The following is a 26,153-nucleotide window of genomic DNA, read 5'->3' as shown; positions in this document are numbered from 1 at the left end:
TTAAAGGAAACGATAAATGAAGAAATACATTTTTATGCGTATTTTACGCTCAATTGTGTCGATTTTCTTGGTAACGACCTTGACCTATACCATTATTTATACAATGGTTCCGAGAAGATTGATTTTCAAACAAGACCCGAACTACAATAAGATAGCCACAACCGAAGATAAAAAGACAAACTATGAAAATACAGTCTATGAGCGGATGGGTTATATCGACTATTATGATACAAAAGAGTTGCAGGAAAAAGCCAAGAAGGAAAATAAATCTGTAACTACTGAGGCAACCGATGAGAATAAAAAAATCTACGAAGCCTACGTTGAAAAACTTGGCAAAGGTTGGAAATTGTATCAATTCAAAGAAAGCAAAGAATTCTATGCTGTTCGTGAAGTTCCAGTTTACGAGCGTGTACTTGAGTTCTATGCTAATCTGATTCAGATTGATCATCCAAATGTGATTCAAGATGAGGAAAATCCAAATCTTAAGCGCTATATCCGTATCGAAAATGACCCAGCCATTGGTTGGTCAGTCGTAGGTTCTGGTACTCGTCATAAATATCTTCTATATTTTAATGGCCAATTCCCATTTGTTCACCAAAACTTTGTTAGTTTGAACTTAGGAAATTCTTATCCTACTTATGCGAATACGCCTGTATTGCAAGTTATTTCCCAAGGACAAGGTCAAACAAAATCATCAGAAGTTCAATTCCCAACAGGTAAGAAAACTTCTGCTGTAGATATTTACTCTCGTACCTACAAGACTCCAAGTAAGGCAGACTCTCAAGATATTGCTAAATATGGCAAGGGAGATGCTTACACTGCAACCAAGAATAACTATCAAAACCCATCGATGATTGTCAGCTCATCTATTATTGGTCTGATTGGTGTGGCGCTTTCTTATTTGATTGCTGTTCCGCTTGGTTCTTATATGGCTCGTTTGAAAAATACTTGGTTTGATAGTATTTCAACAGGTGCCTTGACCTTCATGATGTCACTGCCAACCATCGCTCTTGTTTATATTGTTCGTTTGGCTGGTTCAGCTATTGGTCTTCCAGATTCCTTCCCAATTTTGGGAGCAGGCGACTGGCGTTCGTATGTTTTGCCATCTCTGATTCTTGGACTTCTGAGCGCACCTGTGACAGCTGTCTGGATCCGTCGTTATATGATTGACTTACAATCCCAAGACTTTGTTCGCTTTGCTCGTGCCAAAGGTCTTTCTGAGAAAGAAATTTCGAACAAGCACATTTTCAAGAATGCGATGGTGCCATTGGTGTCTAGTATTCCAGCTTCTATCGTTGGTGTTATTGCAGGTGCGACCCTGACAGAAACTGTCTTCGCCTTTCCTGGTATGGGTAAAATGCTGATTGATTCTGTTAAGGCATCAAATAACTCAATGGTGGTTGGTCTTGTATTCATTTTCACCTGTCTTTCAATTTTTGCCCTCTTAGTTGGTGATATCTTGATGACAATGCTTGACCCACGTATTAAATTAACATCTAAAGGAGGTAAATAATGGCTACAATTGATAAAAGTAAATTTCAATTTGTCAAACGTGACGATTTTGCCTCTGAAACGATTGATGCTCCGGCTTATTCATACTGGCGCTCCGTTATGCGCCAGTTCTTGAAAAAGAAATCAACGACGATCATGTTAGGGATTCTGATTGCCATCGTTTTGATGAGTTTCATTTATCCAATGTTCTCGGATTTCGATTTCAATGATGTCAGCAAGGTAAATGACTTTAGTATGCGCTATATCAAACCAAATGCTGAACACTGGTTTGGTACAGACAGTAATGGTAAATCATTGTTTGACGGTGTTTGGTTTGGTGCGCGGAATTCTATCTTGATTTCCATTATCGCAACACTCATTAACCTGATTATCGGAATTATTATTGGTGCTATCTGGGGAATTTCCAAAGCGGTTGACCGTGTCATGATGGAAGTCTACAATATCATTTCAAATATTCCAGCACTCTTGATTGTCATTGTCTTGACTTACTCTATCGGTGCTGGTTTCTGGAACTTGATCTTTGCCATGACCATCACTGGCTGGGTAGGGATTGCGTATACGATCCGTATTCAAATTATGCGTTACCGTGATTTGGAGTATAACTTGGCATCGCGTACCTTGGGAACTCCAACATATAAGATTGTGACCAAGAATATCATGCCCCAGTTGGTATCTGTTATTGTAACGACAACTTCTCAAATGCTTCCAAGCTTTATCTCTTACGAGGCTTTCCTTTCCTTCTTTGGACTTGGTCTTCCTGTAACAGTACCAAGTTTGGGACGCTTGATTTCCGACTATTCACAAAACGTAACCACCAACGCTTACCTTTTCTGGATTCCATTGACAACCCTGATCTTGGTATCCCTGTCCTTCTTCGTAGTTGGTCAAAACTTAGCTGATGCAAGTGATCCACGGACACATAGATAGGAGTAAATATGACAAAAAATAAAAATGTAATATTGACTGCTCGCGATATTGTCGTGGAATTTGACGTTCGTGACAGAGTATTGACCGCCATTCGAGGCGTTTCCCTTGACCTAGTTGAAGGTGAAGTTCTAGCTCTGGTTGGAGAATCTGGCTCTGGTAAATCTGTTTTGACAAAAACATTTACTGGAATGCTGGAAGAAAATGGCCGTGTAGCTCAAGGAACGATTGATTACCGAGGAACTGATTTGACGGCCCTAAAGAGCAATAAGGACTGGGAACCCATCCGTGGTGCTAAAATTGCGACTATTTTCCAAGATCCGATGACTAGTCTAGATCCGATTAATACAATCGGAAGTCAAATTACCGAAGTTATCATCAAACACCAAGGAAAAACAAGCAAAGAAGCCAAAGAAATGGCAATCGACTACATGACTAAAGTTGGAATTCCAGACGCTGAAAAACGTTTTGAAGAGTATCCCTTCCAATATTCTGGTGGGATGCGCCAACGGATTGTTATCGCGATCGCCTTGGCTTGTCGTCCAGATATTCTGATCTGTGATGAGCCGACAACAGCCCTCGATGTGACGATTCAAGCCCAAATTATTGACTTGCTCAAGTCGTTGCAGGCAGAATACCATTTTACGACTGTCTTTATCACCCACGACCTTGGTGTTGTAGCAAGTATTGCTGATAAAGTGGCAGTTATGTATGCTGGTGAAATCGTTGAATATGGAACAGTTGAGGAAATCTTCTACGATCCAAAGCATCCATATACATGGAGCCTGTTGTCTAGCTTGCCGCAGTTAGCTGAAGCAAATGGTGAACTCTACTCGATTCCAGGTACACCACCGTCGCTATATACTAGCATTAAAGGAGATGCTTTTGCACTTCGTTCGGACTATGCAATGGCTATCGATTTCGAAGAAAAAGCTCCTGCCTTTCAGGTTTCCGATACTCACTGGGCTAAGACCTGGCTCTTGCACGAAGATGCACCAAGAGTTGAGAAGCCGGCTATTATCGAAAACCTTCATGATAAAATTCGTTCAAAAATGGGCTTCAATCACTTAGAAGCTTAGGAGGAAGGAAATGACTGAAAAATTAGTTGAAATTAAAGATTTAGAAATTTCCTTCGGCGAAGGAAGTAAGAAGTTTGTAGCTGTAAAAAATGCAAATTTCTTTATCAATAAAGGAGAAACTTTTTCCCTAGTAGGTGAATCTGGTTCTGGTAAGACAACCATCGGCCGTGCTATCATCGGCTTGAACGATACCAGTGCAGGTGATATCTTATACGAAGGTAAAAAGATCAACGGGAAGCAATCTAAAGCTGAGGAAGCTGAATTAATTCGTAAGATTCAGATGATTTTCCAAGACCCAGCAGCCAGCTTGAATGAGCGTGCTACGGTTGACTATATCATTTCAGAAGGTCTTTATAACTACCATCTTTTTGAAAATGAAGAAGACCGTCAGCAAAAGGTTAAGAATATCATTCGTGAAGTTGGTCTTTTAGCTGAACATTTGACACGCTATCCTCACGAATTTTCTGGTGGTCAACGCCAGCGGATTGGGATTGCTCGTGCCTTAGTCATGGAGCCAGATTTCGTCATTGCGGATGAGCCAATCTCTGCCTTGGACGTTTCTGTACGTGCACAAGTCTTGAACCTTTTGAAAAAATTCCAAAAAGAACTTGGCTTGACCTATCTCTTTATCGCCCACGACCTATCAGTAGTTCGCTTTATTTCAGATCGAATTGCTGTTATCTATAAAGGGGTTATCGTTGAGGTGGCAGAGACAGAAGAGTTGTTTAACAACCCTATCCACCCTTATACGCAGTCCCTTTTATCTGCTGTGCCAATTCCAGACCCAATTTTGGAACGTAAAAAGGTCTTAAAGGTTTACGATCCAGAGCAGCATGACTACTCAGTGGATCAACCTAGCATGGTTGAGATCCGGCCTGGTCACTATGTCTGGGCTAATCAGGCAGAAGCTGACCGCTATAAAAAAGAATATAAATAAAAAGAAGCTGTAGAAACATGAAATTGAATGTTTCTCGGCTTTTTTTTATTGTTATTTCAGCAAATTTATGGAAATATACGCAATCGCTTGCATGCTAAAATTTCACCTTATTCTATATATTATTCCACTAAATATAGGAAAAAGTCCCAAAATAATTTTTATAAAAGCCTTTACAAAATTAAAAATAGTGGTATAATAGTATTATTAAATGCAAACGATTTCATCAAGGGGTGGTTTGTGGAAATATAAGGAGGTCTGGATGATGAAAGATTCATTCAAAAACATTTTTAGCTTTGAATTTTGGCAAAAATTCGGTAAAGCTTTGATGGTGGTTGTTGCGGTAATGCCCGCAGCAGGTTTGATGATCAGTATTGGTAAGTCAATTCCGATGATCAATCCTGAGCTAGGTTTTCTAGTGACTACTGGTGGCGTTTTAGAACAAATTGGTTGGGGGGTTATCGGTAACCTGCATATCCTCTTTGCTCTTGCTATTGGAGGTAGCTGGGCGAAAGAACGTGCTGGTGGTGCCTTTGCGGCAGGTTTATCCTTCATTTTGATTAACCGTATCACTGGGGTTATGTTTGGTGTATCAAGCGATATGCTGAAAGATTCTAAAGCAGTGGTTAGCACTTTCTTAGGAGGAAGCATCAAGGTTTCTGATTACTTTATCAGTGTTCTTGAGTCTCCTGCTTTGAATATGGGGGTTTTCGTCGGAATCATCGCAGGTTTTGTCGGAGCAACAGCTTACAACAAGTACTACAACTTCCGTAAATTGCCAGATGCTTTGTCATTCTTTAATGGTAAGCGTTTTGTACCATTCGTTGTTATCTTGCGTTCAGCAATCGTAGCAATTGTTTTGTCATTCGTATGGCCAGTTGTTCAATCAGGTATTAACAACTTTGGTGTTTGGATTGCAAATTCACAAGATACTGCACCAATCCTAGCACCATTCATCTATGGTACTTTAGAACGTCTCTTGCTTCCATTTGGTTTGCACCACATGTTGACTATCCCAATGAACTATACTCAACTTGGGGGAACTTATGAAGTATTGACTGGTGCTGCTAAAGGAACTCAAGTATTTGGACAAGATCCACTTTGGTTGGCTTGGGCAACTGACTTAGTTGGTACTAAGACAGCTGATCCTACTAAGTACCAATATTTGCTTGACACATTCCACCCAGCCCGCTTCAAAGTTGGACAAATGATCGGTTCATTTGGTATCCTTATGGGTGTTGCCGCAGCTATTTACCGCAATGTAGATGCTGACAAGAAACACAAATACAAAGGTATGATGATTGCGACTGCTTTGGCAACCTTCTTGACAGGGGTTACTGAACCAATCGAGTATATGTTCATGTTCGTTGCAACACCACTGTATATCATCTATGCTTTTGTACAAGGTGCTGCATTTGCAATGGCTGATATCGTCAACCTTCGTGTACACTCATTCGGATCAATCGAATTCTTGACTCGTACTCCAATGGCAATCAATGCTGGTTTGGGTATGGATGTCATCAACTTTATCTGGGTTACAGTTCTCTTTGCAGTGATCATGTACTTCATTTCTAACTTCATGATCAAGAAATTCAACTATGCAACTCCAGGACGCAACGGTAACTATGAAACAGCAGAAGGTTCAGATGAGGCTTCTTCATCAGAATCTGGTAATGGTAAAGTTGCTGCAGCTTCTCAAGCCGTTAATGTTATCAATCTTCTAGGTGGTCGCGCTAATATCGTTGATGTAGATGCATGTATGACGCGTCTGCGTGTGACTGTCAAAGATGCTGAAAAAGTTGGAACAGCAGAGCAGTGGAAAGCAGAAGGCGCTATGGGCTTGGTTATGAAAGGTCAAGGCGTTCAAGCAATCTACGGACCAAAAGCTGACGTTCTTAAATCTGATATCCAAGACTTGTTGGATTCAGGAGAAGTAATTCCTGAAACTCTACCAAGCCAAAAAGCTGAGTCTGCAGCTGCAGCAGTTAGCTACAAAGGTGTGACAGAAGCAATTGAAACCGTTGCTGATGGTGAAGTGGTCAAGTTGGAAGATGTGAAAGATCCAGTCTTCTCACAAAAAATGATGGGTGACGGATTTGCGGTTGAACCAGCAAATGGCAAGATCTATTCTCCAGTAGCTGGTAAAGTGACAAGCGTTTTCCCTACAAAACACGCTCTTGGTCTTTTGACTGAAGCTGGTCTTGAAGTGCTTGTTCATATCGGTTTAGATACTGTTAGCCTTGAAGGCAAACCTTTTGAAGTACATGTAGCAGAAGGACAAACCGTTGCTGCAGGTGATCTTTTGGTAACAGCAGATTTGGCGGCTATTAAAGAAGCGGGTCGTGAAACAACCACTATCGTTGTCTTCACAAATGCTCCAGCAATCAAATCAGTAGCAGTTGAAAAATTCGGTAAAGTCGCTGCTAAGACAGTTGTGGCTAAAGTAGAATTGTAAGATAGAAAAGAGAAATCATGGCAAAATTCCTGACTTTAAATACTCATAGTTGGATGGAAGAAGAGCAAGAAAGCAAGCTAAATCAGCTAGCTGAGCGGATTCTTCAAGAAAAATATGATGTCATTTGCCTGCAGGAAGTCAATCAATTAGTGGAGTCTGAACAGGTTGTTCAGGCTCCCTTCTATTATGCGGTAGATGGCGCCATTCCGATTCACCAGGATCACTATGCCCTGTGTCTGGTTGAGAAACTAGCTGAGGCAGGTCTGGACTATTATTGGTCTTGGGCTTATAATCATATTGGTTTTGATATTTACAATGAAGGGGTTGCAATTCTGTCCAGAAAGCCCCTGAAGGCAAGAGAACTCTTGGTATCTGATGTCAATGATCCAAGTGACTATCATACGCGTAAAGTCTTGCTGGCAGAAACGGAGCTCGATGGTCAGCCTATCATGGTTGCTTCTTGTCACTTATCTTGGTGGGATAAAGGCTTCCAAGGAGAGTGGGCTAAGTTTGAATCTGAGCTCTTGCAAGTTGAGACTCCTCTTGTCCTCATGGGAGATTTTAACAATCCCGTTGATTACGAGGGTTACCAGCACATTCTTCAAAGTCCACTTGCTCTCCAAGACAGCCATAAGGTGGCTGACCAAACGATTGGTACAGCGACGGTTGAAGGCGATATCGCTGGCTGGGCAGGAAACAAAGATGCTCTAAAAATTGACTATATCTTCACAAGTAAAGATTTCAATATTGAAAGATCTGCTGTTGTTTTTGATGGGCAACGTGGTCCAGTCGTTAGTGACCATTTTGGCTTGGAAGCTCAAGTTCATTTCTAAGCTTATCTGAACAATAGAAATAAACTAAAAATCGCTTTAAATGTTTGTTTTGTTTAAACAGCATTTGAAGTGATTTTTGCTTTTTAGAGGAAAAGTGTAAAGAAGTCTAGAGCCAAGAAGTTCTGCTGGTTAAGATAGGATAATCTTGCTATTTCATGCCTCAGACGGAGGTTTTTTTGCTTAATTTTGTTACAATAGATATGTAAGGAAGGGAATAGCTATGTGGAAAGTTCAATTATTCATCTTTGTTGAAGCGATTCTATTATCAATGGCCTTGGTTACCATGCTGGCCGCCGATTTTTCGCGTGTTGTTCTCATCATGCTGCTCTTTCTCTTGTTTTTATATTATTATTTCGGCAAGCAGAGAGGCAATTCGCTATTGGTTGCGACCATGATTGTCTTCTTTTTCATTGTCATGCTCAATCCTTATGTTATTGCTGCTGTCCTTTTTGCATTGATTTACGGCATGATTGTGGCCTATCCTTATCTTTACAAAGAAAATCAAGAGACCCATCTTTTCTTTGAAGATGCGACCGAAGTTCGAGCTGAAAAAAATCGTTGGTTGGGGGATTTGCAGCATTTTGCAAAGGATGATTGCCAGTTTCATGATATTAATCTCTTGAGAATGATGGGAAAGGACACCATTCACTTAGAGGATGTCATTGTGGTCAATCATGATAATGTGATTGTGATTCGTAAGGGCTTTGGGGATACCAAGATTGTCATCCCTTTAGATGTAGAAATCCAGCTTCAGATTAACACTTTGTATGGAGATTTGAATTTTTTAAATCATCCGCCACGCAAGCTGCGCAATGAAACGATTTCTCTGACAACGCCTGACTATAAGCGGGCCAGCAAAACTGTAAAAATTGTCTTGGTCAGCTTTTTAGGAAATGTGGAGGTTGTTAGAAAGTGAAAAAAACAAGTTATTTGGTCATTTTTCTCTATACCTTCTTCGTTTTAGGGATTATCTTTCACTATGTCTTTAATCTTTTTAATTTAGATTGGCGAAAGCTGATGAATAATCTGGACTTGCTCCAGTCCTTTGCTTTCTTTGTTCTGGTTCTTGGCTTAGCGTTGACTATTTTCTTGGCCGCTGCTGCGCGCTTCCTTCAGCACCTGTCTCTTTCTCAAGTTCAAAATAATTTAAAAGCTATTTTAGAAGGCGGTGACATACAAGAAACCAGGCAGGTGGAATTGGACGATTCTCTCGTCCGCTTAAAAGAAAAGGTGGATAGTCTAACCGAAAATTTGCAGAAATCTGAGAATCAGGCCTTGCAGGCGGAAGAAAAGATTATTGAAAAAGAACGCAAGCGGATTGCTCGCGACTTGCATGATACGGTCAGTCAGGAGCTATTTGCTGCTAATATGATTCTCTCAGGTGTCGCGGGGAATGTGGAGCGTCTCGATAAAGACAATCTCCAACAACAGTTAAAGGGAATCGCAGACATTCTAGAGACAGCGCAAAAAGATTTGCGGATCTTGCTCTTACATTTACGGCCGACAGAATTGGAAAATCGGACCTTGGTAGAGGGCATGAATGTCTTAATCAAAGAATTGACAGATAAGTCGGACTTGACTGTCCAGTTTAAGCATGAGGTGGTCAGCCTGCCCAAGCAGATAGAGGAGCATATTTTTAGGATTATCCAAGAAATCATCAATAATACCTTGCGCCATGCTCAGGCTAGTCGTCTGGACATCTATCTCTATCAGACGCCAAATAGGCTCAAACTCAAGGTTTCTGATGACGGAATCGGTTTTGATCCGGCTAGTTTGGCTGACATGAGTTATGGTTTGAAAAATATTGAAGATCGAGTGCATGATATGGCTGGCACTTTGAAGATTCTGACGGCTCCTAAAAAAGGAGTTTCTATTGAAATCAGTGTTCCATTGTTAGAAGGGGAAAAGGATGAGAATATTACTAGTGGATGACCATCAAATGGTCAGATTGGGCTTGAAAAGCTTTTTTGAATTACAGGACGATATTGAAGAAGTGACAGAGGCTACCAATGGTAGAGAAGGTGTCGAAAAGGCTCTGGAAAGTCGTCCAGATGTGATTATGATGGATATCGTTATGCCAGAGATGAGCGGCATTGATGCTACTTTGGCTATCTTGAAAGAATGGCCAGAGGCAAAAATTTTGATTTTAACGTCCTATCTGGATAATGAAAAAATCTATCCAGTGTTGGATGCGGGTGCTCGTGGCTATATGTTGAAGACTTCTAGTGCGGATGAAATTCTCCATGCCGTCAGAAAGGTTGCAAAGGGTGAATTTGCCATTGAAACAGAAGTCAGCAAGAAGGTAGAATATCATCGGAATCATATAGAGCTTCACGAGGATTTGACAGCGCGGGAGCGGGATATTTTGGGGCTTTTAGCCAAAGGCTATGAAAACCAGCGGATTGCTGATGAGCTCTTTATTTCCTTGAAAACGGTCAAGACGCATGTGTCCAATATTTTGTCTAAGCTGGAAGTGAGCGATCGAACCCAAGCAGTCGTCTACGCTTTTCAGCATCACCTTGTTCCGCAAGACGATTTTTAATGATATAATAGAAAAGATTAAATTGAAAGAGGAAAATATGAAGGCAAAATTAAAATTTAAGGCGAAAAAGATTAAGATTGTTTTCTTTGATATCGATGATACCTTGAGGGTCAAGGAAACGGGCTTCATCCCAGAGTCGATCAAAGATGTATTTAAGCAGCTGAGAGAAAAGGGAATTTTGACAGGAATTGCTTCTGGTCGTGGCATTTTTGGAGTTGTTCCAGAAATTCGTGACTTGGATCCTGATTTTTTTGTTACCTTGAATGGAGCTTATGTTGAAAATCGAAAGGGCGAAGTCATTGCGAAAACGGTCATTCCGCAAGAGTGTGTGGAATCCTATATCGCTTGGACCAAGGAAGTGGGCATTGAGTACGGTTTGGTAGGCAGTCACGAAGCGGCTTTGTCTGTTCGTAATCCGATGATTTCGTCAGCAATTGATATCATTTATCCAGATCTAGCTGTCAATCCTGATTTTTACCAAGATCATGAAATCTATCAAATGTGGACTTTTGAGGATGTAGGTGACAGTTTGCAGTTGCCAGAAGATTTGGCCAAGTCTCTCCGTATGGTGCGTTGGCATGAGCATTCATCGGATGTCGTACCGAAAGAAGGTTCAAAGGCAGCTGGTGTTGCCAAGGTCGTGGAGCACCTCGGTTTCAAACCAGAAAATGTTTTAGTTTTTGGCGACGGACTCAATGATTTAGAGTTGTTTGACTATGCAGGACTCAGCATTGCTATGGGAGTTTCCGATGAAGAGCTAAAGAAAAAAGCTGATTTCGTCACAAAAACGGTCGAAGAAGACGGCATTTTTGATGCTTTGGAGCAATTGGGCATGGTGGAGAAAGAATTGACCTTCCCACAGCTCCATCTTGACGAGGCTCAAGGTCCAATTGCAAAGATCAAGACAAATCATGGTGAACTGAAGATTCAACTCTTCCCAGACCAAGCCCCCAAAACAGTTGCCAACTTTATCGCCTTATCAAAGGATGGCTACTATGATGGAGTAATCTTCCACCGAGTTATCAAAGATTTTATGATTCAGGGGGGCGATCCGACAGGTACTGGCATGGGTGGAGAGTCCATCTACGGTGAACGCTTTGAAGATGAGTTTTCACCTGAGCTTTACAATATTCGTGGGGCTCTTTCCATGGCGAATGCTGGACCAAATACCAATGGCAGTCAGTTCTTTATTGTCCAAAATAGCAGTCTTCCTTATTCAAGCAAGGAATTGACTCGGGGAGGATGGCCGAAGCCAATCGCTGAAGTTTATGCTAGCAAGGGCGGGACACCGCATTTGGACCGCCGACATACTGTATTTGGTCAACTGGTGGATGAGCCATCTTATGAAGTTTTGGATAAAATTGCAGCGGTTGAAACAGCTTCAATGGATAAACCACTTGAGGATGTTGTCATTGAGACGATTGAGGTTATAGACTAATGAAAATCGGAGATAAGTTAAAGGGCAAAATTACAGGGATTCAGCCCTACGGTGCCTTTGTCGAACTAGAAAGCGGTCTGATCGGCCTCATTCATATTTCTGAGATTCGGACGGGCTATATTGACAATATTCACGATATTTTAAAAATCGGGGATCAGGTCCTCGTGCAGGTGGTGGATTATGATGAGTTTTCTGGCAAGGCCAGCCTGTCAATGCGGACTTTAGAGGAAGAAAAACATCGTTTACCGAGACGACATCGCTTTTCAAACGATCGTTGCAAAATTGGATTTGCACCTTTAGGTAAGCAATTGCCAATCTGGATAAGGGAAGCCAAAGCTTTTCTGAAAGAACAAAAAGAGTAAAAAATTCCTACCCAAACGGGTAGGAATTTTGTTAACTATTTTCACGATTAAGCGTCAAATTCGTAGAGAGCGGTAGATAGATAACGTTCACCATTATCAGGTGCTAGGGCAAGGACTTTCTTGCCAGCTCCTAGTTTTTTAGCGACTTCGATGGCTGCAAAAATAGCTGCAGCAGATGAAATTCCGACTAGGAAACCTTCCTGACCGCCAATGTGGCGTCCTAACTCTAGCGCTTGATCAGAAGTCACGCGGACAATACCATCATAGGCTGCTGTATCCAAGGTCTCTGGAATGAATCCAGCTGAAAGTCCTTGGATTTTGTGAGGACCTGGTTTCTCACCAGAAAGGATAGCAGATTCGTCTGCTTCAACCGCATAGATTTGGACATTTGGATTCGCTTTTTTAAGAGCATGAGAGACACCAGAGATAGTCCCACCAGTTCCGACACCGCCTACAAAGGCATCCAGCCCAGTTTCACCGAAAGCAGCGATAACTTCTGCTCCTGTTGTTCGTTCGTGAACCTCTGGATTAGCCGGATTGTTAAACTGCAGTGGCAACCAGCCATTTCGCTCTTGGGCGATTTCTTCTGCCTTGGCAATAGCCCCTTTCATTCCTTCGCTACCCGGAGTCAAAACTAGCTCCGCTCCATAAGCTTGGATAATCTTGCGGCGCTCCACACTCATGGTTTCTGGCATCACAATGACAACCTTGTAGCCTTTAGCAGCCCCAACCCATGAAAGTCCAATGCCAGTATTTCCGCTGGTTGCTTCCACAATAGTGTCGCCAGACTTGATAAGGCCATCGCGCTCAGCTGTCTCAATCATACTGAGAGCAATCCGGTCTTTTACAGAAGAGCCAGGGTTGAAGGCTTCTAACTTGACATAAACCTCAGCAGCTCCTTCTGGAACAATATTATTAAGTTTAACAATTGGCGTTCTTCCAACTAATTCTGTGATATTTTGATAAATGTTTGCCATTTTTCCTACCTCAATACTTTAATGAAACTAGTATAAGCTGAAAGTGGCAGTTTGTAAAATATAAAAAAGCTATGACAACGATAAAAATTCTTTATCACTAGGCCTAGCTGTTAAGATTATTAAACTGTTAAAGGAATTTCAACCTCGCGCAAACCTTGATCATCAATTTGGATTTTGCCATTGAAAAACTCGATTAATTTCTGCTCTAGTGGTTCTTTTTCCTGCTTGTCGATATAGATGGTTGTAGCCACTAGATCTGTAAACTCTGTATCAAATTCAATCAGATCCTCGGCTTTCAAAAAGTTATCGAAGTTTTGATACTGGCTGTAAGACATTTTGAGGCGCAAACCGGCTTGTTCCTTGATCTCAATGAGACCAATTTCTTTGATTGCCAAGGCGACGCTGCCTGCATAAGCCCGAATGAGCCCACCAGCTCCTAGCTTAATCCCACCAAAATAGCGCGTGACCACAAAGCAGACATTGGTTAGCTGGTGATTTTCCATGACGCCGAGCATAGGAACGCCCGCTGTACCACTAGGCTCACCGTCATCACTGGTTCGCTTGATCTCACTTTTCTCTCCGACAATAAAAGCAGAGCAATTATGAGTGGCTTTGTAGTGCTCTTTTTTGATGGCTGCAATAAAATCCCGAGCTTCCTCTTCTGAGTAAACGCGCTTGGCGTGGCAAATGAAACGAGATTTTTTAATTTCTTCTTGGGCTTGGCCGTCTTGTCTAATTGTTCTATATTCCATAGTTTTATTGTACACAAAAAAATAGATTTTTCCAAAAGTTTTACGAATAAAAAAGTATGTTAGAAAGAAATGATTGCCTAGGTAGAATATTTACAAAAGATCAGCTCAGCCCCGAGTTGCGCTTGCAGGCCCAGCAGCTGCCCAGTATGCGAGAGGAAAGGAGAAAGTTGTTTTGCGGCCGTTGTGGCTCTCAAGTGGACAAGGAGAACTACCAACTACCTGTCAATGCCTACTATTGCAGGGAATGTCTGATTTTGGGGCGAGTTCGGAGTGATCAAGAACTTTACTATTTTCCGCAGGAAGATTTTCCTAAAAATCAGGTACTCAAGTGGCAAGGCCAATTGACAGCCTTTCAAGCGAAAGTTTCTCAGGGACTGTTAGAGTCAGTTGCTCAAAAGCAGAATAGCCTAGTCCATGCAGTGACTGGTGCGGGCAAAACAGAAATGATTTATCAGGTGATTGCAGAAGTGATTGATCGTGGAGGTGCCGTTTGCCTAGCCAGCCCTCGGATTGATGTCTGTTTGGAGCTTTATCGCCGGCTCAAGCTGGATTTTGCATGCCCTATTTCGCTTTTGCATGGGGAATCCGAGCCATATTTTCGTAGTCCCTTGGTCATTGCCACTACCCATCAGCTTCTTAAATTTTATCGAGCCTTTGATTTGCTGATTGTGGATGAAGTAGATGCTTTTCCTTATGTAGACAATCCTGTGCTCTACCACGCCGTGGAGCAGTCGGTCAAGGAGGAGGGAACCACTATCTTCCTAACTGCCACTTCGACGGATGAGTTGGATAAAAAAGTCCAAAAAGGAGAATTAAAACGACTTAGTCTTCCTCGTCGCTTCCATGGCAATCCTTTGATTGTGCCCCAAAAAATTTGGCTGGCAGATTTTCAAAAATATTTAGCGAAAAAGAAATTGCCGCCTAAATTGAAAAAGTATATCGAGAGACAGAGAAAAACGGGCTTTCCTTTACTGATCTTTGCCTCGGAAATCAAAAGAGGTCAAGAATTTGCGCAAGTTTTAGAGAAGGTATTTCCAGCGGAAAGAGTCGGATTTGTGGCTTCAACAACTGAAAATCGTTTAGAAATCGTTGAAGAGTTTCGCAAGCGAGAAATTACCATTTTGGTTACGACAACCATCTTAGAGCGTGGTGTGACCTTTCCCTGTGTAGATGTTTTTGTTCTAGAGGCCAACCATCGTCTCTTTAGCCGTAGCGCCTTGGTGCAGATTTCTGGTCGGGTAGGACGTAGTATGGAGAGGCCGATGGGAGATTTATTCTTCTTTCACGACGGCACTACACGTTCAATCGAAAAAGCGATTCGTGAAATCAAACTGATGAACAAGGAGGCTGGCCTATGAAAAATTGCCTGTTATGCAGCCAAGTAGTCGAAGAAAATAGGACTTTTTCTTCCTTGATTTTATTGCAAAAAGAGCAAAATACAATTTGTAACCATTGTCGAGCGGGATTTGAAGCGATTTCCTATATCCATTGCCCACGTTGCTGGAAGGATGGGGAAGCGAAAGTCTGCTCGGATTGTCAAACCTGGGAAGCGCAAGGCTATTTAGTGCAGCATCAGGCTTGCTTCCTTTATAATGATTTGATGAAGGACTTCTTCAGCAAATACAAGTTTCAAGGAGATTATCTTCTGAGATTTGTTTTTACGGAAGTTCTCAAAAAAAGTCTCAGAAACGTCAAAAAATATACTTTAGTTCCTATTCCAGTCAGTCCTGAAAAATACCAAAGTCGAGGTTTTAATCAGGTAGAAGGTTTCTTGCAAGCTGCTGGTTTGCCTTATCAACATTTGCTTGAAAAGCAGGATGTGCTTGCCCAATCCAGTAAAAATCGCCAAGAACGTTTAAAAAGCCAGCAATGTTTTACATTGGCGAAAGATGTCTGTCTGCCAGATAAAATTTTACTGATAGACGATGTGTATACGACAGGAAAAACCTTACAATTGGCTCTAGAATTATTGCTGGAAGCAGGTGTGAAAGAAGTTTTGACATTTTCACTCGCAAGATAAGAAAATATTTGCAAAAAAGGAATGAAAGCGTTATAATGATATTGTAAATAAAACATTTATGTTTAGAAAGAAGGTACTTATATGCTTAAATATAGTATCCGTGGTGAAAACCTAGAAGTAACTGATGCTCTCCGTGACTACGTAGTTTCTAAACTTGAGAAGATTGAGAAGTATTTCCAAGCGGAGCAAGAACTTGATGCACGGGTCAATTTGAAAGTGTACCGGGAGAAGACGGCGAAGGTCGAAGTAACCATCCCTCTTGGCTCCATTACCCTTCGGGCAGAAGATGTTTCACAAGACATGTACGGATCTATTGACTTAGTTGTCGATAAGATTGAACGTCAGATTCGTAAGAATAAGACAAAGATTGAAAAGAAAAATCGGAATAAGGTTGCAACTAGCCAGTTGTTCACTGATGCTTTAGTAGAAGAAGTTGATGCAGCGTCTTCTAAAGTAGTACGTTCTAAGCATATTGATTTGAAACCAATGGATCTAGATGAAGCTATTTTGCAAATGGATTTGTTGGGACATGACTTCTTCATCTACACAGATGTTGAAGATAGTACAACGAATGTTATCTATCGTCGTGAAGATGGAGATATCGGTTTGTTAGAAGTAAAATAATGTAAAAGAGCCGTCCAATGGACGGCTTTTTGTTGTAGAGAAAGCTCTCGCTCATTCTACTTCAAAGAATGATTACGAATAAAGAAATTCTATTTTATTTTTATAGCTGTCCTATGGTATAATAAAGGGATAAATGTTAGGTGGTAGGTATGGCTAAATTAATTCCTGGTAAAATTCGAACGGAAGGAATTGCCCTCTGTGACAGCAAAAAAGTCGAAATTCTTGACGTCAAAGATTCCTTTTTATACACGCGCGTGGATCAGTACAATCTACGCTATAGTCTAGATGATGATGCAGTTTTCTGCTCCTGTGACTTTTTCCAAAAGAAGAAGTACTGTGTCCATCTGGCTGCCTTGGAATATTTTTTGAAAAATGATCCGGCGGGTAAAGATCTGCTGGCGAAGATGACAGAAAAAGAGTCTTCCAGTCAGGAAGCCCAGAAATTGGTTTCTTTTGGTAGCCTTTTTTTGGATAAGATTTTGCTAGATAAATCCAGTCAGCAAGTCCGCTATGAGCTATCAGCGACTGGACAGGAAGATATTTACACAGGACAATTTTTATGGAGTCTGCGGATTAGCCGTCTGCCGGATGAGCGCTCTTATGTAGTGCGTGATATTTTGTCCTTTTTGAGAACCTTGAATAAGGGTGGGCATTATCAAATCGGTAAGAATTACTATGAGCCTATCCGAATGGAGAATTTTGATGAAGCTAGTCAAGACCTACTAGAATTTTTACGAGGCTTGGTGACGGATTATAAGGGGCAGGACTCTTCGTTGGTCTTTCCCAATGCTGGACGCCACCTTTATTTCCCAGCCAGTCTTTTTGAGGAAGGTGTGACTCGCTTGATGAATCTCACTTCATTTCGTTTAGAATATAGCTTTTATGATTATGCTGAGGTATTTTTCCAAGATTTGCATGAAGAGGCGGAGATTTATCAGTTTGAGGTGCAAGAACGGGAAAACTTTTTTGAGCTGCTGATATCTGAAAAGAATTATAAGATGCTCTATGGGGGGCAATTTATCTTTCATAATCAGACCTTCTATCAGCTGACGACTGAGCAGACCAAGTTAGTCAAAGCTTTACAGGAATTGCCGATTGAGCAAGAGCGCGTCAAGCGCCTGCAGTTTGATGTGTCTGAGCAGTCCAAACTGGCAGTAAGCTTGCTCGAGTTCAAAAAAATTGGCCGTGTGACAGCACCTGAGCGACTGTTCATTCATGATTTTACCGTGGATTTCAATTTTTATTTAGGGGCTGACAAGCAAGTATTGCTGGATCTTGTCTTTGATTATGGCAGTCAGACTGTCACCAGTCGTGAAGAGCTGAGAAAGCTGCCTTTTGCCAGTAATTTTGAGCGGGAACAGCAAGTTTTTAAAGCAATGCTGGAGGAAGGTTTTGCAGATGATTTTATCAGCCAGCGTCCGCCTTTACGACCTGAAGAAATTTACCGCTTCTTCTCCGTGTTGATTCCACGCTTTAGAGCACTAGGTAATGTTTACTTGTCATATGAGCTGCAGAGTCTATCACAAACAGCACCTCCGAAAGTTTCCATCAGTATGAATGGTGGGCTCTTGGATATTGGCTTTGATTTTACTGGTATTGATCAGTCTGAAGTGGATGATGTTCTAGATTCACTAATGAGTCAAAAGGATTACTTTATCAGCAAGACGGGTCAAGTTGTGATTTTTGATGAGAATAGTAAGCGAATCAGCCAGACTTTGCAACAATTGCGAAGCAAACATTCTAAAAATGGGGTCATCCAAACGCATAGTCTGGCTGCTTATCAGCTCTCTGAATTGTTCAAAGATCAGGAAAGAGTTGACTTATCGCAGGATTTTCGCCAGCTAGCTTATGATTTGACCCATCCTGAGGATTTTCCCCTGCCTAAGCTGAAGGTTCAGGCAGAGCTTCGAGATTATCAGGAGACGGGTGTGAAATGGCTATCCATGCTGAATAAATATGGATTCGGTGGTATTCTAGCCGATGACATGGGCTTGGGAAAGACTCTCCAGACCATTTCTTTCTTGACTGCTCATTTGACCAAGTCTAAGAAAGTTTTGATTTTGGCGCCGTCTAGCCTGATTTACAACTGGAGCGATGAGTTTGCCAAATTTGCTCCAGACCTAGATGTGGCTGTTGTGTATGGTCTGAAAAATGTTCGAGATGCTGTGATTGCAGAAGACCATCAGATTACCATTACCAGCTATGCTTCCTTCAGACAAGATGTTGAAGAGTATCAAGGACTTCATTTTGACTATTTGATATTGGACGAAGCACAGGTCATGAAGAATGACCAGAGCAAGATTGCTCAATATCTGAGAGCATTTGAGGTGGAGCGGACTTATGCCTTGTCTGGGACGCCGATTGAAAATCATCTAGGTGAACTTTGGTCTATTTTCCAGATCGTCCTTCCGGGCTTATTACCGAACAAGAAAGCTTTTTTGAAGATGTCGGCAGAAACAGTTGCGCGTTATATCAAACCCTTTGTTATGAGGCGCAAGAAAGAAGAAGTCTTGCAGGAACTTCCTGATTTGATTGAGGTTTCTTACCGAAATGAACTCGCAGACAGCCAGAAAACGATTTATCTAGCCCTGCTCAAGCAAATGCAGGAGCGAATCCTTCATGCAACGGAGGAAGAAATCAATCGTAGCAAAATTGAAATCTTGTCTGGTCTTATGCGACTCCGTCAAATTTGTGACACTCCCAAATTATTCATGGAGGATTACAATGGAGAAAGTGGCAAGCTGGAAAGTTTGCGGGAGCTGTTAGAGCAGATCCAAGACGGTGATCATCGTGTTCTGATATTTTCGCAATTCCGTGGCATGCTGGATATTATTGAGCAAGAACTGAGTCAGATGGGAATGGAGTCCTTCAAAATCACAGGCTCAACTCCAGCAAAAGAACGTCAGGAGATGACCAAAGCCTTTAATCAAGGAGAAAGATCAGCCTTCCTGATTTCTCTTAAAGCTGGCGGTGTGGGTCTCAATCTAACTGGTGCAAATACTGTTATTTTAGTGGATCTTTGGTGGAATCCCGCAGTAGAAGCTCAAGCTATTGGTCGGGCTCATCGCATCGGTCAGGAACGGAATGTAAAAGTTTATCGTATGATTACACGGGGGACTATTGAAGAAAAAATTCAGGAATTACAAGACACCAAACGAAATCTGGTTTCAACGATTTTGGACGGGGCGGAGTCTCGCTCCAGTCTTTCGCTGGAAGAAATTCGAGAAATTCTTGGAATTTCATCTGAATCGCTTGAAAAATAGTTTGAATAGTTTATAATAATGAAGAGTTGAAAGGACATGCTATGACAAATACTAAATTTCCTATAATTGCTGATGACGAAATCATGTTGACAGAAATGCCACACATGAATTTGTACGATGAGTTGGATCTGATTAGCAACATTAAAGGTGACTACCAGGACCGTAATTATTTAGAATGGATGCCGATTGCTAAGCCAGAAAATCCTGCTCATGCTGCTCCTAGTCAAACCGTAAGTAAAGCGAGAAAGAAGCAAGCTCTAGTTACGGACTTTAAAAAGCCGATTGATAAGAAAGATCCCGCTATTCGCTATGCTGAGCAAGCACGAGAGGAAGCTCGGGCTGATCTGAGGAAAAAACGTTCGGCTGCTTATTTGACGAGCAAGCTCCCAAATAAGGTTCGTAGTCGGAAGGTGGCACCTCCTTTTGAGGGAAATCCAGTTAAACCAACAGCCCCTTTCCAAAAGGAAAATCCGGGTGAGTTAACGAAGTTCAGTGATAAGCTAAAGCAAGGTAGCTACATATTAGCAGATGTTCAGTCTCAACCTCTCATAGAAGTACCAACGAATCCAGAAAAAAAGAAAAAGAATAACTACGATTTTCTCAAAACCAGCCAAGTCTATAACAAGGGCAAGAAGCGAGAAAAACACAATAAGCATAAAAAAGCTCAGGAATTGGACATCACCAAGTTGAGTTCAGATGCCCAAGGGCAATAAGGCTTCAGTTGTTTAAGATTTAAGGAGTAATCATGACGAAAACCTATCATTTTATCGGAATTAAGGGCTCAGGTATGAGCGCTTTGGCTTTGATGTTGCATCAGATGGGCCATAAGGTTCAAGGAAGCGATGTTGATAAATATTATTTCACTCAGCGTGGTCTGGAACAGGCTGGGATTCCCATTTTGCCTTTCGATGAGAAAAATCTCCAGTCAGATTTTGAAATTATTGCCGGTAATGCCTTCCGTCCAGATAACAATGTGGAAATTGCCTATGCAGATGCCAATGGTATTAGCTACAAGCGCTACCATGAATTTTTGGGTAGCTTTATGCGTGACTTTGTCAGCTTAGGAGTAGCAGGTGCTCACGGGAAAACTTCTACAACGGGCATTCTTTCTCATGTTCTGTCTAATATCACAGATACTAGCTATCTAATTGGGGATGGTACAGGCCGCGGTTCTGCTAATGCCAAGTATTTTGTCTTTGAATCAGACGAGTACGAGCGTCATTTTATGCCTTATCATCCGGAATATTCAATTATCACCAATATTGACTTCGATCATCCAGATTATTTCACAAGCTTGGAAGATGTCTTTAATGCTTTCAATGATTACGCCAAGCAGATTACCAAAGGTCTCTTCGTTTATGGAGAAGATGAGCAACTACGCCGCATCACTGCAACTGCACCGATTTACTACTATGGTTTCAAGGAAGAAGGCAATGACTTTGTCGCTCACGATCTCTTGCGCTCTACCAGCGGTTCAGGATTTAAAGTTTCCTTCCGCGGACAAGAGCTGGGTGAGTTCCAGATTCCAAGCTTTGGCCGTCACAACATTATGAATGCGACTGCGGTCATCGGTCTCTTGTATATTGCAGGTATTGACTTGAATCTAGTAAGGGAACATCTCAAGACCTTTAGTGGGGTTAAGCGCCGCTTTACAGAAAAGATTGTCAACGACACAGTCATTATTGATGACTTTGCCCATCATCCAACGGAAATTATCGCGACTCTGGATGCAGCTCGTCAGAAGTATCCAAGCAAGGAAATTGTGGCCATCTTCCAGCCGCACACCTTCACTCGGACCATTGCTCTCTTGGACGAATTTGCGGAAGCCCTCAATCAGGCCGACTCAGTCTATTTAGCTCAGATTTACGGATCTGCGCGTGAGGTGGATAAAGGCGATGTTAAGGTAGAAGATCTGGCTGAAAAGATTGTGAAGCGTGCCAAGGTTATTGATGTGGACAATGTTTCTCCACTTCTTGACCACGATAATGCCGTTTATGTCTTTATGGGAGCTGGAGATATCCAGACCTATGAATATTCCTTTGAACGCCTCCTGTCCAATCTTACCAGCAACGTTCAGTAGGAGGAGACTTGATGGAAGCACCGATTCGAATCAGGCAGGCTGACTTGAGCGACTGGGAGGAAATTCTTGCAATCGAGCAGCTGAAATTTCTAGCAGCAGAAGCAGCCAGTGCAGAAGTTCTCAAAGAGCGGATTGAACGCATCTCGGATACTTTTTTGCTGGCAGAGCTGCATGGTCAGCTGGCGGGTTATATTGTTGGACCAGCTGTTCAGACGCGATATTTGACAGATGATCTCTTTAGCAAGGTGGGTGTTAATCCTTCAGAAGGTGGCTTCATTGCCGTCCAAAGTCTGTCCGTCCATCCGGATTTTCAGAGGCAGGGAGTCGGAACCTTGTTGCTTGCAGCTCTCAAGGAGACAGCTGTTCAGCAAAACCGGCGGGGCATTAGCCTAACCTGCCATGATGAGCTGATACCTTATTATGAGATGAATGGCTTTGTCCACGAAGGGATTTCTGACTCAACTCACGGTGGGACTATCTGGTCAAATATGGTATGGGAAAATCCTGATTTTAAGGAGAAAGAATGATTATCCGTCAAGCTCAAATGGCTGACTTAGATGCCATTTATGCCATCGAATTGGAAAATTTTAGTCCAGAAGAGGCTATTAGTCGTGAAATACTGGCGAAACACATTGAAACGATTCCTTCAACTTTTTTGGTTGCAGAAAAAAGTGGCAAGATTTTGGGCTATTTAGAAGGTCCTGTCCGACCAGAACGCTATTTAAAAGATATTTCCTTTACAGAGGACGTTGAAGATTATGGTCATCTGGATGGTGGCTTTATCTCATTGACCAGCCTTTCTATCTCGAAAGATGTTCAGGGGATGGGAGTCGGCCGCAAGCTATTGGAATCTATGAAAGAGATTGCTATAGCAGATGAACGCCACGGTATTAATCTCACTTGTCATGATTATTTGATAGCCTATTATGAGAAGCATGGCTTCGTCAATGAAGGACCTTCGTCCTCAACTTATGCAGATGAAGTATGGTTTGATATGGTTTGGGAAAATCCCCAGATATAACTTTCATAAATAATATAGTTTTAAAAGTCGGATATGATTGCATTTATCTGACTTTTAAGATATAATGTTAGGGATTATGAAGAAGGAGATCAAGTTTTTGACTGAAAATTCACAGGATAACGAAAAGACGCTGAGTTTTAAAGAGAAGATTTTGAATGAGTTGGCAGCAGCCAATGGTATCCAAAATCACTCAGTTCAGGAAGAAGCGCAGCCTCTTTTAGGTAAAGAAATGGAATTGGCGGAGAGCTTGGAATCTCTCGTTTCTGCTGTTGAAAAATCTCATGAGGTTCTAGAGAAGGATACTTCAGTAGAGGAAGAACCTAGTAAGATCAAAGTAGAAGAGCCAATGGGAAAAAGCGACCCTACTGTTCATACTCAGGCAGATGTGCTAGAAAATATAGTTCGTAATTCTACGATTTCGGAAGTTCCATCAAATGTTGATGGACCAGGACAAGCTGATGTTGCTAAGAAGGAAAGTATAGAGTCTGGAGAAGTTCAGACTTCTGTGGCTCATTCAGAAGCTTATCAAGAAAAGGTAGCACCAGTTGCAGATGAGATAAAAGAAACAGTGTTACCTGATTCAAACACTACAGATGAAAGAGAAGCTAAAAAAGACTTTTCTACTGCAGAACCAACGCTAAGCCGTAGAGATGTTGCTCATGGAAAGAAACGTTCACGTGCAGATCGTACCAATAGTAGTAAAAAGAAAAAACGTAAAAACGGCCTAGCCAATCGAATCGTGATGACAGTCTTGGTACTTTTCCTATTGGGCCTTGGTATTACTGGTTTTGTTGGATACAATTATGTTTCCTCTGCGCTGAAACCAGTAGATGCCAAATCGACAGAATATGTGACGGTGGAGATTCCTGCTGGTTCTAGTACCAAACAAATCGGAGAGATTTTAGAAAAGAAAGGCCTGATTAAGAACGCTCAAGTCTTTAATCTTTATTCAAAAATCAGAAGTTATGGTAATTTCCAATCTGGTTACTATAATCTTCAAAAGAGTATGGACTTAGACACGATTGCTAAGCAATTACAAGAAGGTGGAACAGATACACCACAGCCTCCAGTTCTTGGCAAGATAACAATTCCTGAGGGATACACTTTGGAGCAAATCGCCGAAGCAACTACTGTCAATGCTGCAAAAACTGCGAACAAGAATACTAAAACACCATTCAGCAAGGAAGATTTTCTAAATAAAGCTCAAGATGAAGACTTTATTGCAAAAATGGCAGCTAAATATCCGCAGCTTCTAGCTACTTTGCCGAGCAAGGATAGTGGTGTTAAATATCGTCTTGAAGGTTATCTCTTCCCGGCTACTTATGATTATGGAAAAGAAACCACGGTTGAAGAACTGATTGACCAAATGTTGGCTGCTATGAATACCAATCTGTCGCAGTATTACTCAACAATTGAGTCCAAGAATCTGACGGTCAATGATGTTTTAACACTCGCCTCTTTAGTTGAAAAAGAGGGATCAACTGATCAGGATCGCAAAGATATTGCGAGCGTCTTTTATAATCGTTTGAACCAAGCTATGCCACTTCAGAGCAATATTGCGCTTCTTTATGCTCAAGGAAAACTTGGTCAAAAGACAACTCTTAAAGAAGATGCTGAAATTGATACAAATCTTGACTCGCCTTATAATGTGTACAAGAAGCAAGGTTTGATGCCTGGTCCAGTAGATAGTCCAAGCCTGTCTGCTATCGAAGCTACTATTAATCCAAGTAAGACAGATTACTTGTATTTTGTAGCAAATGTGGAGACAGGGGCTGTATATTTTGCAAATACCTACGAAGAACACGCTAAGAATGTGGAAGAACACGTTAATAGCAAATTAAACCAATCAGGTGAAAGTTCTAACTAAATTATGTGGTTTTCCACATAATTTTGTTTTATCAAAAAATAGAAAGAAGAGAGAAAATAAAGTAATGGCTGAAAAAACTTATCCTATGACCCTTGTAGAAAAGGAAAAATTAGAACAAGAATTAGAAGAATTGAAATTGGTTCGACGTCCAGAAGTAGTAGAACGCATTAAAATTGCTCGTTCTTACGGAGATTTATCAGAAAATAGTGAATATGAAGCAGCAAAGGATGAGCAGGCTTTCGTTGAAGGACAAATTTCAAGTCTGGAGACTAAAATCCGCTATGCTGTGATTGTTGATAGCGATTCAGTTGCTAAAGATGAAGTTGCCATCGGTAAAACAGTTACTATCCAAGAAGTCGGTGAGACTGAAGAAGAAGTATACATTATCGTTGGTTCAGCTGGTGCGGATGCCTTTGCGGGAAAAGTTTCAAATGAAAGCCCAATTGGTCAAGCATTGATTGGTAAGAAGACTGGTGATATTGCAACAGTAGAAACACCAGTTGGCAGTTATGACGTCAAAATCCTAAAAGTTGAAAAAACAGTCTAAGAAAGGTCGAGCACGCTCGGCTTTTTCTTTATCAATTTATGCTATAATATAGAACAAGCAAAGGAGATTGTATACTGATGGTTTTATCAAAAAAACGAGCACGCCATGTCATCGAGGAGATCATTGCCCTATTTCCTGATGCCAAACCGAGTTTAGATTTTAGAAATCACTTTGAGCTACTCGTGGCAGTCATGTTATCCGCTCAAACGACAGATGCTGCAGTTAATAAAGCTACACCGAATCTATTTTTAGCTTATCCTACTCCAGAAGCTATGGCAGCAGCATCCGAGGCAGATATTGCCAAGCACATTTCACGCTTAGGACTTTATCGAAATAAGGCCAAGTTTCTAAAAAAATGCGCCCAGCAACTCTTGGACGATTTCAATGGTCAAGTGCCTCAGACTCGGGAAGAATTAGAAAGTTTAGCTGGGGTGGGGCGTAAGACAGCTAACGTGGTCATGAGTGTAGGGTTTGGTATTCCAGCTTTTGCTGTTGATACGCACGTTGAACGCATTTGTAAACACCACGATATTGTCAAAAAGTCAGCAAGTCCTTTAGAAGTTGAAAAACGTGTTATGGACGTTCTCCCACCTGAACGCTGGCTAGCTGCGCATCAGGCTATGATCTACTTTGGTCGGGCTGTTTGTCATCCCAAAAATCCAGAGTGTGATCACTATCCTCAACTTTACAACTTTGATCATGTTTAAGTTAGTGTCTTTGATAATAAATTTCGCTAGGCGACGAACGGTTTAAGGGGCGTAAAAGACTGTTGCGAGAGTTAGAGGAATATTTAATAGACTTTAGCAGCACGGTGATATAGAGAATAAGGGAGAGGTAAGAGGGAGAGGATACCTTTCCCTTTTAGTTATTGATTTATCAGTGATATTGTAGGCATTAGGAAATAAATTTGTAAAAAAAAGATA

Annotated in this window: 24 protein-coding genes; 22 read left to right on the top strand and 2 right to left on the bottom strand. The window is 41.5% G+C overall.

Going from position 1 to position 26,153, the window contains the following annotated elements:
- Positions 1–16 precede the first annotated feature (16 nt).
- The 11 genes from FZ954_RS05490 (at position 17) to FZ954_RS05440 (ending at position 12,079) form a co-directional block, all read left to right on the top strand.
- Positions 17–1,513, top strand: a complete 1,497-nt coding sequence (locus FZ954_RS05490) for an ABC transporter permease (protein WP_045500889.1) — start codon at positions 17–19, stop codon at positions 1,511–1,513.
- Complete coding sequence (gene oppC / locus FZ954_RS05485; protein WP_148877660.1) at positions 1,513–2,439, top strand: oligopeptide ABC transporter permease OppC; 927 nt, start codon at positions 1,513–1,515, stop codon at positions 2,437–2,439. The genes FZ954_RS05490 and oppC overlap by 1 nt, the downstream gene beginning before the upstream one ends.
- 8 nt (positions 2,440–2,447) lie before the next feature.
- Complete coding sequence (locus FZ954_RS05480) at positions 2,448–3,515, top strand: ABC transporter ATP-binding protein (RefSeq protein ID WP_005591881.1); 1,068 nt, start codon at positions 2,448–2,450, stop codon at positions 3,513–3,515.
- A gap of 10 nt (positions 3,516–3,525) precedes the next feature.
- On the top strand, positions 3,526–4,452 hold the full coding sequence (locus FZ954_RS05475) for an ATP-binding cassette domain-containing protein (protein WP_061423515.1): 927 nt from the start codon (positions 3,526–3,528) through the stop codon (positions 4,450–4,452).
- Between the two features lie 259 nt (positions 4,453–4,711).
- On the top strand, positions 4,712–6,904 hold the full coding sequence (locus FZ954_RS05470) for a PTS transporter subunit IIBC (protein WP_125372146.1): 2,193 nt from the start codon (positions 4,712–4,714) through the stop codon (positions 6,902–6,904).
- 17 nt (positions 6,905–6,921) lie between these two features.
- Complete coding sequence (locus tag FZ954_RS05465; RefSeq protein ID WP_148877659.1) at positions 6,922–7,737, top strand: endonuclease/exonuclease/phosphatase family protein; 816 nt, start codon at positions 6,922–6,924, stop codon at positions 7,735–7,737.
- A 220-nt stretch (positions 7,738–7,957) separates the two neighbouring features.
- Positions 7,958–8,653 carry a cell wall-active antibiotics response protein LiaF gene (liaF, locus tag FZ954_RS05460; RefSeq protein WP_148877658.1) on the top strand — a complete coding sequence of 232 codons (696 nt, stop codon included), beginning with the start codon at positions 7,958–7,960 and terminating at the stop codon, positions 8,651–8,653.
- On the top strand, positions 8,650–9,669 hold the full coding sequence (locus tag FZ954_RS05455; RefSeq protein ID WP_148877657.1) for a sensor histidine kinase: 1,020 nt from the start codon (positions 8,650–8,652) through the stop codon (positions 9,667–9,669). The genes liaF and FZ954_RS05455 overlap by 4 nt, the downstream gene beginning before the upstream one ends.
- Positions 9,647–10,279 carry a response regulator transcription factor gene (locus tag FZ954_RS05450; RefSeq protein WP_045500904.1) on the top strand — a complete coding sequence of 211 codons (633 nt, stop codon included), beginning with the start codon at positions 9,647–9,649 and terminating at the stop codon, positions 10,277–10,279. Before FZ954_RS05455 ends, FZ954_RS05450 begins: the two co-directional genes overlap by 23 nt.
- A 37-nt stretch (positions 10,280–10,316) precedes the next feature.
- A complete protein-coding gene (locus FZ954_RS05445) occupies positions 10,317–11,717 on the top strand; it encodes a bifunctional Cof-type HAD-IIB family hydrolase/peptidylprolyl isomerase (protein ID WP_148877656.1) in 1,401 nt (466 codons plus the stop codon).
- Positions 11,717–12,079, top strand: coding sequence for a S1 RNA-binding domain-containing protein (locus FZ954_RS05440; RefSeq protein WP_005591890.1), 363 nt, complete (start codon positions 11,717–11,719; stop codon positions 12,077–12,079). Before FZ954_RS05445 ends, FZ954_RS05440 begins: the two co-directional genes overlap by 1 nt.
- 47 nt (positions 12,080–12,126) lie before the next feature.
- Here FZ954_RS05440 and cysK read toward each other — a convergent pair whose 3' ends face one another.
- Both cysK and FZ954_RS05430 read right to left on the bottom strand, forming a co-directional pair.
- The gene (cysK, locus tag FZ954_RS05435) at positions 12,127–13,056 is read right to left on the bottom strand and encodes a cysteine synthase A (RefSeq protein WP_148877655.1); all 930 of its coding nucleotides are present in this window, start codon (positions 13,054–13,056) and stop codon (positions 12,127–12,129) included.
- 119 nt (positions 13,057–13,175) lie between these two features.
- Positions 13,176–13,808, bottom strand: coding sequence for a YigZ family protein (locus FZ954_RS05430; RefSeq protein WP_148877654.1), 633 nt, complete (start codon positions 13,806–13,808; stop codon positions 13,176–13,178).
- Between the two features lie 56 nt (positions 13,809–13,864).
- On the opposite strand from FZ954_RS05430, the gene FZ954_RS05425 reads away from it, so the two are divergent.
- The 11 genes from FZ954_RS05425 to nth all read left to right on the top strand — a co-directional run bounded on the left by FZ954_RS05425 (position 13,865) and on the right by nth (position 25,937).
- A complete protein-coding gene (locus FZ954_RS05425; protein WP_148877653.1) occupies positions 13,865–15,166 on the top strand; it encodes a DEAD/DEAH box helicase in 1,302 nt (433 codons plus the stop codon).
- On the top strand, positions 15,163–15,828 hold the full coding sequence (locus FZ954_RS05420) for a ComF family protein (RefSeq protein WP_148877652.1): 666 nt from the start codon (positions 15,163–15,165) through the stop codon (positions 15,826–15,828). Before FZ954_RS05425 ends, FZ954_RS05420 begins: the two co-directional genes overlap by 4 nt.
- Positions 15,829–15,909: 81 nt before the next feature.
- Positions 15,910–16,452: a ribosome hibernation-promoting factor, HPF/YfiA family gene (hpf, locus tag FZ954_RS05415; RefSeq protein WP_148877651.1), complete on the top strand. Its 543-nt coding sequence runs from the start codon at positions 15,910–15,912 to the stop codon at positions 16,450–16,452.
- A gap of 149 nt (positions 16,453–16,601) precedes the next feature.
- Positions 16,602–19,715 carry a DEAD/DEAH box helicase gene (locus tag FZ954_RS05410; RefSeq protein ID WP_148877650.1) on the top strand — a complete coding sequence of 1,038 codons (3,114 nt, stop codon included), beginning with the start codon at positions 16,602–16,604 and terminating at the stop codon, positions 19,713–19,715.
- Positions 19,716–19,756: 41 nt separating this feature from the next.
- Positions 19,757–20,428 (top strand): cystathionine gamma-synthase, encoded by a 672-nt coding sequence (locus FZ954_RS05405; RefSeq protein ID WP_148877649.1) that lies wholly within the window; start codon positions 19,757–19,759, stop codon positions 20,426–20,428.
- A 32-nt stretch (positions 20,429–20,460) separates the two neighbouring features.
- Positions 20,461–21,795: a UDP-N-acetylmuramate--L-alanine ligase gene (gene murC, locus FZ954_RS05400; RefSeq protein ID WP_148877648.1), complete on the top strand. Its 1,335-nt coding sequence runs from the start codon at positions 20,461–20,463 to the stop codon at positions 21,793–21,795.
- Between the two features lie 11 nt (positions 21,796–21,806).
- A complete protein-coding gene (locus tag FZ954_RS05395; protein ID WP_148877647.1) occupies positions 21,807–22,322 on the top strand; it encodes a GNAT family N-acetyltransferase in 516 nt (171 codons plus the stop codon).
- Positions 22,319–22,816 carry a GNAT family N-acetyltransferase gene (locus FZ954_RS05390; RefSeq protein WP_148877646.1) on the top strand — a complete coding sequence of 166 codons (498 nt, stop codon included), beginning with the start codon at positions 22,319–22,321 and terminating at the stop codon, positions 22,814–22,816. Before FZ954_RS05395 ends, FZ954_RS05390 begins: the two co-directional genes overlap by 4 nt.
- A gap of 64 nt (positions 22,817–22,880) precedes the next feature.
- A complete protein-coding gene (mltG, locus tag FZ954_RS05385) occupies positions 22,881–24,683 on the top strand; it encodes an endolytic transglycosylase MltG (RefSeq protein ID WP_187423333.1) in 1,803 nt (600 codons plus the stop codon).
- Positions 24,684–24,747: 64 nt separating this feature from the next.
- A complete protein-coding gene (greA, locus tag FZ954_RS05380; RefSeq protein WP_005592281.1) occupies positions 24,748–25,230 on the top strand; it encodes a transcription elongation factor GreA in 483 nt (160 codons plus the stop codon).
- 77 nt (positions 25,231–25,307) lie between these two features.
- A complete protein-coding gene (gene nth / locus FZ954_RS05375; RefSeq protein WP_148877644.1) occupies positions 25,308–25,937 on the top strand; it encodes an endonuclease III in 630 nt (209 codons plus the stop codon).
- Positions 25,938–26,153 lie beyond the last annotated feature (216 nt).

The sequence above is a fragment of the Streptococcus sp. Marseille-P7375 genome (assembly GCF_902460365.1).
Classification (GTDB): Bacteria; Bacillota; Bacilli; order Lactobacillales; family Streptococcaceae; genus Streptococcus; species Streptococcus cristatus_I.
The sequence above is the reverse complement of the archived record's forward strand: the minus strand, read 5'-3'. Positions and strand labels throughout refer to the sequence as shown.

Bases quoted from the DNA above. Each gene is read 5' to 3' on its own strand.
- FZ954_RS05490 (WP_045500889.1), top strand. From the start codon at position 17: ATGAAGAAATACATTTTTATGCGTATTTTACGCTCAATTGTGTCGATT.
- oppC (WP_148877660.1), top strand. From the start codon at position 1,513: ATGGCTACAATTGATAAAAGTAAATTTCAATTTGTCAAACGTGACGAT.
- FZ954_RS05480 (WP_005591881.1), top strand. From the start codon at position 2,448: ATGACAAAAAATAAAAATGTAATATTGACTGCTCGCGATATTGTCGTG.
- FZ954_RS05475 (WP_061423515.1), top strand. From the start codon at position 3,526: ATGACTGAAAAATTAGTTGAAATTAAAGATTTAGAAATTTCCTTCGGC.
- FZ954_RS05470 (WP_125372146.1), top strand. From the start codon at position 4,712: ATGATGAAAGATTCATTCAAAAACATTTTTAGCTTTGAATTTTGGCAA.
- FZ954_RS05465 (WP_148877659.1), top strand. From the start codon at position 6,922: ATGGCAAAATTCCTGACTTTAAATACTCATAGTTGGATGGAAGAAGAG.
- liaF (WP_148877658.1), top strand. From the start codon at position 7,958: ATGTGGAAAGTTCAATTATTCATCTTTGTTGAAGCGATTCTATTATCA.
- FZ954_RS05450 (WP_045500904.1), top strand. From the start codon at position 9,647: ATGAGAATATTACTAGTGGATGACCATCAAATGGTCAGATTGGGCTTG.
- FZ954_RS05445 (WP_148877656.1), top strand. From the start codon at position 10,317: ATGAAGGCAAAATTAAAATTTAAGGCGAAAAAGATTAAGATTGTTTTC.
- FZ954_RS05440 (WP_005591890.1), top strand. From the start codon at position 11,717: ATGAAAATCGGAGATAAGTTAAAGGGCAAAATTACAGGGATTCAGCCC.
- cysK (WP_148877655.1), bottom strand. From the start codon at position 13,056: ATGGCAAACATTTATCAAAATATCACAGAATTAGTTGGAAGAACGCCA.
- FZ954_RS05430 (WP_148877654.1), bottom strand. From the start codon at position 13,808: ATGGAATATAGAACAATTAGACAAGACGGCCAAGCCCAAGAAGAAATT.
- FZ954_RS05425 (WP_148877653.1), top strand. From the start codon at position 13,865: ATGTTAGAAAGAAATGATTGCCTAGGTAGAATATTTACAAAAGATCAG.
- FZ954_RS05420 (WP_148877652.1), top strand. From the start codon at position 15,163: ATGAAAAATTGCCTGTTATGCAGCCAAGTAGTCGAAGAAAATAGGACT.
- hpf (WP_148877651.1), top strand. From the start codon at position 15,910: ATGCTTAAATATAGTATCCGTGGTGAAAACCTAGAAGTAACTGATGCT.
- FZ954_RS05410 (WP_148877650.1), top strand. From the start codon at position 16,602: ATGGCTAAATTAATTCCTGGTAAAATTCGAACGGAAGGAATTGCCCTC.
- FZ954_RS05405 (WP_148877649.1), top strand. From the start codon at position 19,757: ATGACAAATACTAAATTTCCTATAATTGCTGATGACGAAATCATGTTG.
- murC (WP_148877648.1), top strand. From the start codon at position 20,461: ATGACGAAAACCTATCATTTTATCGGAATTAAGGGCTCAGGTATGAGC.
- FZ954_RS05395 (WP_148877647.1), top strand. From the start codon at position 21,807: ATGGAAGCACCGATTCGAATCAGGCAGGCTGACTTGAGCGACTGGGAG.
- FZ954_RS05390 (WP_148877646.1), top strand. From the start codon at position 22,319: ATGATTATCCGTCAAGCTCAAATGGCTGACTTAGATGCCATTTATGCC.
- mltG (WP_187423333.1), top strand. From the start codon at position 22,881: ATGTTAGGGATTATGAAGAAGGAGATCAAGTTTTTGACTGAAAATTCA.
- greA (WP_005592281.1), top strand. From the start codon at position 24,748: ATGGCTGAAAAAACTTATCCTATGACCCTTGTAGAAAAGGAAAAATTA.
- nth (WP_148877644.1), top strand. From the start codon at position 25,308: ATGGTTTTATCAAAAAAACGAGCACGCCATGTCATCGAGGAGATCATT.